The organism is Trichococcus alkaliphilus (assembly GCF_003008695.1).
Classification (GTDB): domain Bacteria; phylum Bacillota; class Bacilli; order Lactobacillales; family Aerococcaceae; genus Trichococcus; species Trichococcus alkaliphilus.
The window spans coordinates 26,781-39,314 of sequence record NZ_PXZT01000017.1 but is presented as its reverse complement, the minus strand read 5'-3'; the positions used below and the strand labels follow the sequence as shown (position 1 = coordinate 39,314).

Sequence of the window (12,534 nt, the reverse complement as noted above, 5' to 3'; positions counted from 1 at the left end):
ACTCCTTAAGAATAGGTTGCTTATTTGTCAGAAATTGATGCTACACCTGGTAATTCTTTACCTTCAAGGTATTCCAATGATGCTCCGCCACCTGTTGAGATGTGCGTGAAATCATCAGCAAAGCCTAATTGCATTGCAGCTGCAGCTGAGTCTCCGCCGCCGATGATTGTTACAGCATCGCTTAATTTAGCGATTGCTTCGCAGACACCGATTGTTCCTTGAGCAAAGTTAGATAATTCGAACACACCCATAGGTCCGTTCCATACGACAGTTTTCGCGCCTTCAAGCTCTTTAGTGAACAATTCGACGGAAGCAGGTCCGATATCCAATGCCATTTGGTCAGCAGGGAATGCTTCGTTTTTGGCGATTGTGATTTCTCCATCGTTGCCGAACTCGTGTGCCATTTTAGCATCGATAGGCAAGATCAATTTGTCGCCAGCGCTCTCCAACAATTCTTTAGCCAATTCAACTTTATCAGCTTCCAATAAGGATTTACCGATTTCCAGGCCTTGTGCTTTCATGAATGTGTAAGCCATACCGCCGCCGATAAGTACTTTGTCGGCTTTGTTCAATAAGTGTTTGATAACACCGATTTTGTCGCTTACTTTCGCTCCGCCTAAGATAGCTACGAATGGACGAACAGGCTCATCAACAGCTCCGCCGATGAACTTGATTTCTTTCTCCATCAAGAATCCAGCTGCGCTTTCAAGGTTAGAAGCGATTCCGACGTTGGAAGCATGTGCACGGTGAGCCGTACCGAATGCATCGTTTACGAACAGGTCGCCCAGGCTAGCCCAGTATTTGCCCAATTCAGCATCGTTTTTGCTTTCTTTTTTGCCGTCAACATCTTCGAAACGAGTGTTTTCGAATACTAAAACATCTCCGTCTTTCAATGCTGCGATAGCAGTTTCCAAAGCTTCTCCGCGTGTTTCAGGAACGAAAGTGACTTCTTTGCCCAACAATTCAGCCAAACGGTCAGCTACAGGCTTCAAGCTCAACTTCGCTTTGTCTTCTTCAGTTTTTACTTTTCCTAAGTGAGAGAAAAGGATGACTTTTGCGTTATTTTCGATCAAGTAGTTGATTGTAGGAAGAGCTTGAACGATACGGTTGTCGTTAGTGATTGCTCCATCTTTCATGGGAACATTGAAATCAGCACGAACCAATACTTTTTTTCCAGCTACATCTAAATCTGTTACAACTTTCTTTGTCATTACGTCGCCTCCTGATATGTGTATCTACATAAGAAAAGCGAGGAAGCGCGTTGCCTCCCCGCTTTTGTTATCTTCTACGATTCAGCTTTCATTAGATGAAAGACTTGATCTTATAAGCTAGCAAATTCTACTAAAGTACGTACTAATTGTGAAGCGTAAGACATTTCATTGTCATACCAAGCAACAGTTTTAACTAATTGTTTGTCTCCAACTGTCATTACTTTAGTTTGTGTAGCATCGAATAAAGAACCGAAGTTGATGCCTACGATGTCGCTTGAAACGATTTCGTCTTCAGTGTAGCCGTAAGACTCGTTAGAAGCAGCTTTCATAGCAGCATTGATTTCTTCAACAGTTACAGTTTTTTCCAATACAGTGACTAATTCAGTCAATGAACCGGTTGGAACTGGAACACGTTGAGCAGCTCCATCTAATTTGCCTTTCAATTCAGGCAATACGTCGCCGATAGCTTTAGCAGCACCAGTTGTGTTAGGAACGATGTTTGCAGCAGCAGCACGTGCACGACGGAAGTCACCTTTAGGATGTGGAGCATCCAAAGTATTTTGGTCGCCAGTGTAAGCGTGGATTGTAGTCATTAAGCCTTCAATGATTCCGTATTCGTCGTTCAATACTTTAGCCATTGGAGCCAAGCAGTTAGTTGTGCAAGATGCGCCTGAAACGATAACATCTTCAGCATTTAATTCGTTATGGTTAACGTTATAAACGATTGTTTTAACGTCGCTACCAGCTGGAGCAGATAAAAGAACACGTTTAGCGCCTGCATCAACGTGAGCTTGAGCTCCTGCTTTGCTCATGAAGAAACCAGTACATTCCAATACGAACTCTACGCCAAGTTCTGCCCATGGAAGATCTGCTGGGTTACGTTGTGATAACACTTTGATGTCTTTTCCGTTTACAGTGAAGAATCCGTCATTAACTTCTACATCACCATTGAATCTGCCTTGAGTTGTATCATATTTCAATAAGTGAGCTAACATTTTAGCGTCAGTCAAGTCATTGATTGCTACAACTTCGATTCCTTCTACTTCTTGAATACGGCGGAATGCTAAACGTCCAATACGTCCAAAACCGTTAATACCAACTTTTACTGTCATACTGAGATTTCCTCCTTAGGATAAGTCAAAATTTTTATTTTAAAGGGTTACCCCTTTTAAAATCAGATTAGCTGCGCCCTCATCCGTAATCAGCCATGTTTGATGCGGGGCATATTTCATGAACGCTTTAATAGCCTTGGCTTTCGTGCTTCCCCCTGCAATGGCCATTGCGTACGGGATCTTTTCGATATCTTCAATCTGGAGTCCGAACCGGGACAATCGATAGACGATTTCACCGTTCTCATTGAAGTAACAACCAAAGGCTTCACCTACCGCATTATGCGCTTCCAGGGACGAAATCAACCCGTGCGACATCCTGCGTCTTTCCATCATTACTTTAGCATTACCGATACTATATAACAAGCAGTTTGCCTTTTTCATGACGGATAAAGTATGTTTGATTGATGGCTCGGATTTCATGGATGCATAAGCTTTATCGCTCAAATTATCGGGAACGAAAAGTGCCATGTTCTCACCGCCGACCAATTGCGCCATACGATCGCTGACACTGTTGGCCTGTATCGACATAGATTCGCCTAAACCGCCTCGTGTCGGGACAAAAATGAACTCCCTGTTATGTGACAATTCGGGTGAAAAATGTTCGGCAGCCTGTGCCATTGTACTTCCACCAGCAACAGCAACGATAAATTCGCCTGCCGGCAATAACGCATGCAATTCTTTGGCTGCAGTTTTTCCGATTTCATCCAAAACGGATGCATCTTCATCACTATCGCCAGAAACAATCCTACAAAACTGAATGTTCAGATAATCCGCTAACGCCTTTTCTTTCGCATTCATATTCAGCAATAACCGCATGAACCTTTCCAGTTGACGAAAGATATCTTCGCCTTCCTCAGTCAATTCCATCCCGTTCTTCGAACTGGAAAGAAGACCTTGTTTCCGCAAAAAATCTGTCTCAGTCCGCAAAGTTCTTTCTGATAAGGAAACTTTATCGGCCAGGACGCGTCTTCCCACTGGAGCATACATTTGGATATTACGCATGATATGGTAACGATTTTGAAGGACTGACATAATGTCCGGGACTATTTGCTGCAAGACCGAAATAGACTCTTCCATAAAAACCCTCTTCATTTGCACGTGGACGCTTTTCGCCCCGCTGCAATCTTAGGCGGTCCTCGTTTATTTCATATCAGGAGAGATGGAATAGGACTGCAAATAATTTTTGCATCCGTCTATTCTCCCTCGTCTTTACTTCATCATTTTAACAGTAAACACTAGACGTTTCAAGCGTTTTGGCAAATAAATTCGATTTCCCTCAAAATAGATTCGTTCAATATATCACGAGTAACCTATAATCCGATTGCCTTTTAGACGTACGCTTTCAGAAAACCTTGATACAGCAACTTTTTGATAAGGGTCGAAAATCGTCCCGTTATTGTTTAGCGTTTCGCATCTTTTTCATTTATTATTGTCGATTCACAGCCTATTCACCGCATAACTGGTGCAACAAAAATGTCCCGCGGTCCGTTTCAATCGTTTTCTCCAATATTTCTTCGCGCATAACAGTCACCGGGACCGCCAAATCTTCTGCCAAACGTGTCACATCGAGCGGCTCCAATTCCTGGCCTTCAAGGAAAAAGCCTTTCTGCAAACCGCAGATCAATTCTCCCGCTGCAAGTAACAACTCTTTTCTGAATGCAACTGCCGACCGCAGTTGCTCCCACTCCGTTTTCTTCGCTGCCAGAAATTGTTGCACATCCTCATCTTCGTGCTGCATCATCTCTTCATAATATTCTTTTTGGAAAACAATGAAAGGAGAAGCCCACTCATTGTATTTCACTGTCAGATGCCCATCCACCAGTTGTAGGTAAAGATCCGGCCTGGGCAATGAAATGCTGTTATCGCCGAATGCTGATCCAGGTGTCGGGTCCAAGGTTTGGGCATACTCAAATACCGCCTTCACGTCAGTCAGTTCCACATCCATCTCGTCCGCAATTGCTTGCCAGTTTTTGTCACTGAAAGCCGTAAAGTAATTCTCCAGAATATAATAGGCTATTTCCGGCGCATATTCATCGCGTTCCGTTTGCAGCATCAGACATTCCTGCAGATTTCGGGCCCCGATACCAGGGGGATCCAATTGATGCAGCAGCGTCAACGCATCCAGCATCACGATCGGTTCGACACCCTTCTGTTCCGCGGCTTCATCCAGATCGATAGTGACGTACCCCTCCGGATTGATGAATGCCACCAAAAATAAAACCAAGTCGCGCAAGGGCGTGTCCCGCATATTTGCATAGATTTGTTCCAATAAGAATGTATCCAACGCCGGCACTTCTTCAAAGACCTGATCCATAGCGGAAACCGTGTCCATCGAATCATCTTTATCCGGCTTATACACTACCGTTTTTTCTTTTACAGCGCGTTCATCGAATTCTTTATTGATTTTCACTTCAATCAAAGGATTGCCTAACGCTTTTTGTTGAAAATAAGCGAACAATTCTTCATTGTCGTATCCCACCAGCCTCAGCGATTCCTCCAAGCTTTCCTTATCCATATGCATACTTGGCATAACCGACACGCTAATCCCTCCTCACCTTTTCAGAATCATTTTATCACACACAGGCTTTTATTGAAATCGTTTTCAATGTTAGGAAGTTAATTTAAGGAGGAATGGGACTGTTGTTCTGACAGGACCTTAGAGGTTCTGCAAAGTAGACTAAGAGCCAAAACCATCGTGCGGTTCGGGATTTAATTTTCCTCTTGCTATCTTTCACGCTATGGGTTATAATTTTTGATGTTGCTTGTCTCCTTGGTGTAATGGATATCACGTAAGATTCCGGTTCTTGAGATGGGGGTTCGATTCCCTCAGGAGACGTACTATTTTATTGATGCATCAACGTTTTCGGACTTTAAATGCAAAACAAATGCAAAAGATCTCCTTTCCCAAGCGGAAGCGGAGATTTTTTTTATTTCCTTCTTGCCTCACCCTGAATCTGATCTGCATTTTCAAAATCTATTTTTGGACATTTGCTGACTGAAACGATATGATTGACTAAGGTATATTTCACCAGAAAACGCGAGGCTAAAGGTCAAACATTACAATTGACCTTTTCTGACCAATGAGTTAAAATAAACCTTGTAAAGAAAAACTGTTCATTCAAAACGAACGAGGAGGAAACATATATGAATTTAATCCCTACAGTAATCGAACAATCATCCCGTGGTGAACGTGCGTATGATATTTATTCCCGTCTTCTGAAGGATCGCATCATCATGTTGAGCGGCCCGATCGACGATTATACGGCAAACTCGGTCATCGCCCAATTACTATTCTTGGATGCACAAGATTCAGAAAAAGATATCTACATCTACATCAACTCTCCAGGCGGCAGCGTCTCTGCCGGTTTGGCCATCTTCGATACAATGAACTTCATCAAAGCCGACGTTCAGACCATCGCAATGGGTATGGCAGCATCCATGGGCAGCTTCTTGCTGACTGCCGGTGAAAAAGGCAAACGTTTCGCATTGCCGAATGCTGAGATCATGATCCACCAACCGCTTGGCGGCGCACAAGGTCAAGCAACCGAAATCGAAATCGCAGCCCGCCACATCCTGCAGACCCGCGAACGCTTGAACAAAATTTTGGCGGAACGCACAGGACAACCGATGGAAATCATCGAACGCGATACCGATCGCGACAACTACATGACAGCCCAACAAGCCAAAGATTACGGTTTGATCGACGAAGTCATGGTCAACTCAAAATCATTGAAATAAAAATATACGAAAAAAGCGAAGGCGACCAGCAGAGTGATGCTGATTGTCTTCGCTTTTTATTTTGGAGTTATTTTGTGGTGCTTGGGCAGCCAGGATGTGGCCTTTTCCGCTTTCCCCCTGAACACAACTGCGGAAACGATCCCCAGCTCCGGCAAGGCATCCGCTTGCCGGAGGAGACTAGTTGATATCGGGGCGAACTCCTGCGAGGCCATCCTCGCAGGAGTTCGCTCGCCAAATTGCGTCTGTGCTCTGGTGAAGCCTTCGCCCACCGGAGCACAGCAAATGAATGAGAAAGAAATAAACCGAACCCCCACCCACTCGAACCTATTCAAAAAAACAAGAAAGGCAGACGGAACGTAATCGCTCCAGTCTGCCTTTCTTGTTTGCTTAACGGATATAATTGAAGATATGTTCCCAGGTCTGTTTACTGAAAACCAACATCGGATTGCCGTCACCGAGGACGCCATACCCGACCATCAGACCGGCTCCGAACAGGATGAAGGCCATCAACATGAAAATCAAAACCCACATCACTGTTGACAGTACAGGTTTGAAATCAAATTTCACAGCGATCACCTATCTTCCTTTTTTGATTTTTGTTTTTTGGATCAATCGTGCCAACAATCCGAAAATCCCACCGGATGGACGGTTCTTTTGGTCGATGTTATTCAAGAGGATACCTGTCCCTAATGCAACAGCATCCAAAGGTTTTTCCGCAGCGAAGACAGGAACTTTCAACTCGTTCGAGAAAAGCTTCTCGATTCCGCTGATCAATGCACCCCCGCCTGTCAAAACGATTCCGGTATTGATGATGTCCGCAGCCAATTCAGGAGGCGTCATTTCCAATACTTCCTTCGCTTGTTCCACGACGAGCACCAAGGTTTCGTGCATCGCTTCATATATTTCTTTGGAAGTGATGTAGATGGTGCGCGGAAGGCCCGTCACCATGTCACGTCCGCGGATTTCCATTTTTTCTTCCTTTTCAGGCTCCAAAGCGGTTCCGATCGTGATTTTGATCTTTTCAGCTGTCCGCTCGCCGATCAACAATTTGTGTTCCTTTTTTACGAAGTTCATGATGTCGGCATCCAGTTTATCGCCGGCTGTTTTGATCGAGCTGCTCGTTACAATGCCGCCCAATGATAAGACTGCGATATCACTCGTTCCGCCACCCATATCGATTACCATGTTTCCGTTCGGCTGAAAAATGTCAAGACCGGCTCCGACAGCCGCAACTTTCGGTTCTTCCTCCAGATACACATTTTTGCCGCCGCTCTTTTCCGCGGCTTGGATGATTGCTTTTTGTTCGATCGTTGTGATGTTCGTCGGACAACAGATCAAAATATTCGGCTTGGTCAAAAAGCCCTTTACATTCAAACGATCAATAAAGTGGGTCAGCATTGCTTCTGTGATGTCAAAGTCTGCGATGACGCCGCCTTTCAACGGACGGATCACTCTGATGTTTGCCGGCGTACGCCCGACCATCATATAGGCTTCTTCCCCAACTGCTAAAACTTTTCCGGTTTTTGTGTCTACTGCTACGACGGAAGGCTCATTCAAAACGATACCTTTCCCTTTAACGTGAATCAGTACGTTAGCTGTACCTAAATCGATTCCTATATCTCTGGCCACGTTGTTCCCCTCTCAAACATTCATCATTTAGCGATAGCTATCTTGCGGACGACAGTTGTCCGACTTATTTTGCAAAAAGTGCTTCCACATCTGAATCGCTGAAAGCCTTCATTTCGTCTTCCATTACACGTTCGACGTCAGCCCCTAATGCCTGTAGCTTTTTATCGAATTCATAATAACCGCGATCCAAATGCGATAGGTTTGTGACGCGCGTATAGCCTTTGGAAACAAGACCAGCGATGATCAAAGCAGCTGCTGCACGTAAATCCGATGCGGCTACTTCTGCCCCTTGCAAGTCTGTATTGCCATGAATAAGGACTGTCTGCCCTTCGACTTTAAAATCAGCGTTCATACGGCGCATCTCTTCCAAGTGCATGAATCGGTTTTCGAATACCGTTTCGGTCATCGTGCTGGTACCTTGGGACACCAATTGCGCAATCGTCATTTGTGCTTGCATATCTGTAGGGAACCCTGGATGCGGCATCGTTTTGACGTCAGTCGCTTTCAAAGTACGCGGACCGATAACGCGCAGGCCATTTTCTTCTTCCTGGAAGGCAACGTGCATTTCCTTCAGTTTTGAAATCAGCGGTTTGTTGTGTTCGGCAATCGCATCTTCAATGAACACATTTCCGTTCGTGACTGCAGCCGCGATCATGAATGTCCCTGCCTCGATACGGTCTGGGATGATCGAATGTTCTGTTGCTTTCATGGATGAAACACCTTCGATACGGATTGTTTCTGTTCCGGCTCCGACAACTTTCGCGCCCATGCGGTTCAAGAAATTCGCCAGATCGACGATTTCAGGTTCGCGTGCGACGTTTTCGATAATAGTGGTTCCTTCAGCCAAAGTAGCACCCATCATGATGTTCTGGGTAGCACCGACGCTTGGGAAGTCCAAGTAGATGCGTGCGCCGACTAATCTGTCGACTTTTGCTTCAACAAAACCATTTTCGATTTTGATGTCAGCTCCCATCGCTTCAAACCCTTTCAGGTGAAGGTCGATAGGACGTGTTCCGATGGCACAGCCGCCCGGCAAAGCAATGCGCGCATGCCCCAGACGTGCCAAAAGCGGACCCATTACGACGATCGATGCACGCATTTTGCTGACATAAGCAAATGGTGCTTCAAAATTAATGTCGTTTGATGCATCCGCTAAGATGGTGTTGTTGTTTTCTTGAAATTCAACGCCGACATTCAGATGTTTCAGAACATTATTCATTGTGAAAACATCAGACAGTATCGGAACGTTCGTCAATACAGATTGCCCTTCGCTTGCCAAAAGTGTAGCAGCCAAAATCGGCAAAACTGCGTTTTTTGCGCCTTCAACTTTAACTGTTCCTTCAAGACGGTTACCGCCGCGAACAATTATTTTTTCCATAAAAAAATCCCTCCGAAAGTCAATTGTGATTTCATTTGTATGTTTGTATGCAACTATTTGATAAAACTGGAACTCTGACCTGCCCGCACAGTGACAATCTCTTGCGCAACCGTGAGCGGATCATGATAACAATAAGTAACTGATGTTCCGCGAAGTCGTCACCAACTCGAGCAGAAACGTACTTACTGTGTAGCCTAAAGCAATCGACAGAAAGAAATAGAGCACCCGTGCTTCGCGTACGTGCCCCTTCCTTATCCATTTCTCCAATCTGATGGCTTTCATCGACCAGAAAGAAATGAAAATGAATATCATATGGGATAGCAATACTATTATACCGTTAAACATCGTTATGTCCAAGCGACGCACTCCTCCCATATTCTCAAACTATACTAACATAAATATTGTGAAAAAAAAACCAGGAAGCTCGTTTTTATCCGACCATCTGCTAAGAATTTACTAAGAAAATCGTTTACATTTGTTTTCCTAATCATGTATAATAATATGTTACAATACATCAAAATGAAATTGCGGGCTATTTCTGTAGATAATTTGTGCATATTATCTCATTCACTAATTAGTTGTCAGGAAATAATTGGCTACAAAAAAAAGAGGCCATCTCTGGCCTCTTTTTTCAGCTGGATCTGTTCTTCGAGACGCCGATACGGTTGATGGCTTTCGATAGCGAGATCTTCGCGCGTTGGAATTCTTTTTCATTTTTGATGTCACGCGCTTCCACCATTCGTCTTTCGGCGCGTTCTTTCGCGACTTCAGCACGGTCGATATCGATATCTTTTTCGCGTTCCGCACTGTTCGCAATGATGTTGACGATGTTGTCTCGCACTTCCATGATGCCACCGTTGACGGCAATATGGTTCTGCGCCAACTCATCGGTCACACGCGTTACGATCAGATCGGCAATCGCCAAAGGCACAATGATTGGGGTATGGTTTGGCATGATGGTAATGCCGCCGTCCGTTGTCTTGGCGGTCACCGCTTTAGCGCGATGCTGAAAGGCGATGCCATCCGGCGTCACTACGTTGACTTGCAGGTATGCCATCTTATTCCCCTCCTTTATAGCCTAGTTCTTTCGCTTTGTTCAGAACTTCTTCAATCGTACCGACGTTGCGGAAAGCTTCTTCCGGTACTCCGTCGTATTTACCTTCCACGATTCCTTTGAAGCCGCGTACGGTTTCAGCTACAGGAACATATGATCCGGGAACGCCGGTAAAGGCTTCGGCCACATGGAAGTTTTGGGACAGGAAGAATTGGATTCTTCTTGCGCGGTTAACAGTGATTTTTTCGGAATCGGACAGTTCGTCCATCCCAAGGATAGCGATGATGTCCTGCAGTTCGCGGTAACGTTGCAAGATGCGTTGCACTTTTGTGGCCACATCATAATGTTCATCCCCAACGATTTCCGGAGATAAAGCACTGGATGAGGAAGCCAACGGGTCCACAGCGGGATAAATCCCCTGCTCGGTCAGTTTACGCTCCAAGTTGGTGGTTGCATCCAGATGGGCAAAGGTTGTTGCCGGTGCTGGATCGGTATAGTCATCCGCCGGTACATAGATTGCTTGGATGGAAGTGATCGAACCATCTTTTGTGGAACTGATCCGTTCCTGAAGCTGGCCCATCTCTGTCGCCAATGTCGGTTGATACCCTACTGCTGAAGGCATCCGGCCCAATAGCGCGGAAACTTCAGAACCAGCTTGGGTGAACCGATAAATATTATCGATGAACAAAAGAACATCCTGTTTTTCTTCATCACGGAAATGTTCCGCCATCGTCAAACCGGACAAAGCGACACGCATACGTGCACCAGGCGGCTCATTCATTTGACCGAATACCATAGCGGTCTTTTCACCGACGCCGGATTCCTGCATTTCGTGGTAAAGGTCGTTTCCTTCACGCGTACGCTCACCAACACCCGTGAAGACCGAGATGCCCCCATGCTGTTCTGCTACGTTATGGATCAATTCTTGGATCAGTACCGTCTTACCGACACCGGCTCCACCGAAAAGACCGATTTTACCGCCTTTCAGATACGGCGCCAGTAAATCGATGACCTTGATGCCTGTTTCCAGGATTTCAAAGTTACTGCTCAACTGATCAAATGTCGGTGCTTTTCTGTGAATGGATTCACGACGGAAATCAGCAGGGACAGCGCCCTTCAGATCAATCGCTTCACCCAACACGTTGAACACACGACCAAGGGTGCCTAAACCAACTGGAACTTTGATGGGTGCGCCGGTATCTACGACTGTCAAGCCTCTTTGCAGGCCATCTGTCGATTCCATTGCGATTGCGCGAACAATACCATTACCCAGTTCAAGCGAAACCTCCAAAACGATGGTTTCCCCTTCTTCATTACTCCCAGCTGCGGGTGCCTTGTGTACAATCAGCGCATTGCGGATGTCCGGCACACCTTCTTCCAATGGGAAGCCAATGTCGACTACCGGCCCGATTACTTGTACAATATGACCTTTTTTCATGCCTTTTCCTCCCATTTTCTAATTTTCAAGAGCAGAAGCTCCACCGACAATTTCGGTGATTTCTTGCGTGATCGCAGTCTGTCTCACTCGATTGTACTGAATCGTCATATCGTTGATCATATTGGTCGCATTATCGGTGGCACTCTTCATGGCCGTCATGCGTGAAGCATGCTCGGATGATTTAGCATCGATAATGGCGCCGTAAATCAAACTTTCCGCATATTGCGGAAGTAAAATTTCCAAAATTTCTTCTTTGTTTGGTTCAAAAAGATAATCGACTTCGTAACCGACCGCTTCATGGGAATCCAAGTCCGTCAACGGCAGCATTTTTTCAGCCCGATACTCTGAGATCAAAGCGTTGACATGATGTTTGTAACAAACGTACAACTCATCAAAAGCACCATCACGATAAAGCTGGATTGCCTTCACTACGATATCACTGACTTCCGTGAAGCTGGGTTGGTCATTGAGATCCCTGATTTCGAATGCAACTTCGATGCCGCTCTTTCTGAGATCATCAGCGACCGCTCCGCCGACCGACAACACGACAAACTCATCGTTTGAAGCATGGTCGATCGCAAGCATATCTTTTGTCGCTTTCAGTATCGAACTGTTGTAGCCTCCAGCTAAACCTTTATCGGAGGAAATGATCAGATAGCCTGTTTTGCGGATCGGGCGTTCAATCAACATATCGTGAAAGTCGACCAGAACTTGATCGCTTGCTGACACATGGCCATGCTCCTCAAGCAGAGATAATTGCGTGCTGGCTATGTGTGTTACGATTTCGCGTATTTTTGCTGCATAAAGCTGATATCCCCGCACCTTTTGCTCGGCGCGGATCAGTTTGGAGGCAGATACCATTTGCATGGCGCTTGTTATTTGACTTGTCTTCTTTGTGGAAGCAATGCGTTTCCGGATGTCTATTAAAGACTCTGCCATATTATCACCTCAATATTATCTGTACATGCTATCCA

Annotated in this window: 11 protein-coding genes, 1 tRNA gene and 1 pseudogene; 2 read left to right on the top strand and 11 right to left on the bottom strand. The window is 45.3% G+C overall.

The genetic code is table 11. The annotated features are described in order from the left end of the window. Positions 1–20: 20 nt before the first annotated feature. The 4 genes from C7R73_RS12095 to C7R73_RS12080 all read right to left on the bottom strand — a co-directional run bounded on the left by C7R73_RS12095 (position 21) and on the right by C7R73_RS12080 (position 4,853). On the bottom strand, positions 21–1,211 hold the full coding sequence (locus C7R73_RS12095; protein ID WP_106450747.1) for a phosphoglycerate kinase: 1,191 nt from the start codon (positions 1,209–1,211) through the stop codon (positions 21–23). Positions 1,212–1,321: 110 nt separating this feature from the next. After that, positions 1,322–2,323, bottom strand: coding sequence for a type I glyceraldehyde-3-phosphate dehydrogenase (gene gap / locus C7R73_RS12090; protein ID WP_106450746.1), 1,002 nt, complete (start codon positions 2,321–2,323; stop codon positions 1,322–1,324). Between the two features lie 39 nt (positions 2,324–2,362). After that, a complete protein-coding gene (locus tag C7R73_RS12085; protein WP_106450745.1) occupies positions 2,363–3,400 on the bottom strand; it encodes a sugar-binding transcriptional regulator in 1,038 nt (345 codons plus the stop codon). Positions 3,401–3,767: 367 nt separating this feature from the next. Next, complete coding sequence (locus C7R73_RS12080; RefSeq protein ID WP_239992636.1) at positions 3,768–4,853, bottom strand: RNA polymerase factor sigma-54; 1,086 nt, start codon at positions 4,851–4,853, stop codon at positions 3,768–3,770. A gap of 234 nt (positions 4,854–5,087) precedes the next feature. Between C7R73_RS12080 and C7R73_RS12075 the strand changes: the two genes are divergently transcribed. Continuing rightward, positions 5,088–5,159, top strand: a tRNA-Arg gene (locus tag C7R73_RS12075). A 254-nt stretch (positions 5,160–5,413) separates the two neighbouring features. Beyond that, on the top strand, positions 5,414–6,061 hold the full coding sequence (clpP, locus tag C7R73_RS12070) for an ATP-dependent Clp endopeptidase proteolytic subunit ClpP (RefSeq protein ID WP_275658100.1): 648 nt from the start codon (positions 5,414–5,416) through the stop codon (positions 6,059–6,061). Between the two features lie 387 nt (positions 6,062–6,448). Here clpP and C7R73_RS12060 read toward each other — a convergent pair whose 3' ends face one another. From C7R73_RS12060 to C7R73_RS12030, 7 genes and pseudogenes are all read right to left on the bottom strand, one after another. After that, a complete protein-coding gene (locus C7R73_RS12060; RefSeq protein ID WP_233436832.1) occupies positions 6,449–6,637 on the bottom strand; it encodes a DNA-directed RNA polymerase subunit beta in 189 nt (62 codons plus the stop codon). Between the two features lie 81 nt (positions 6,638–6,718). Then, a pseudogene (gene mreB, locus C7R73_RS12055) lies at positions 6,719–7,690 on the bottom strand (rod shape-determining protein MreB); the annotation flags it as partial. 64 nt (positions 7,691–7,754) lie between these two features. Continuing rightward, entirely contained in the window at positions 7,755–9,068 is a 1,314-nt protein-coding gene (gene murA, locus C7R73_RS12050; protein ID WP_106450740.1) for a UDP-N-acetylglucosamine 1-carboxyvinyltransferase, read from the bottom strand. Between the two features lie 120 nt (positions 9,069–9,188). Then, positions 9,189–9,425, bottom strand: a complete 237-nt coding sequence (locus C7R73_RS12045; RefSeq protein ID WP_239992634.1) for a DUF1146 family protein — start codon at positions 9,423–9,425, stop codon at positions 9,189–9,191. A 274-nt stretch (positions 9,426–9,699) separates the two neighbouring features. Continuing rightward, positions 9,700–10,125, bottom strand: a complete 426-nt coding sequence (locus C7R73_RS12040; protein WP_106450739.1) for a F0F1 ATP synthase subunit epsilon — start codon at positions 10,123–10,125, stop codon at positions 9,700–9,702. Between the two features lies 1 nt (position 10,126). Further along, the gene (gene atpD, locus C7R73_RS12035) at positions 10,127–11,560 is read right to left on the bottom strand and encodes a F0F1 ATP synthase subunit beta (protein ID WP_106450738.1); all 1,434 of its coding nucleotides are present in this window, start codon (positions 11,558–11,560) and stop codon (positions 10,127–10,129) included. 18 nt (positions 11,561–11,578) lie between these two features. Next, a complete protein-coding gene (locus C7R73_RS12030) occupies positions 11,579–12,499 on the bottom strand; it encodes a F0F1 ATP synthase subunit gamma (RefSeq protein WP_106450737.1) in 921 nt (306 codons plus the stop codon). Between the last annotated feature and the right edge of the window lie 35 nt (positions 12,500–12,534).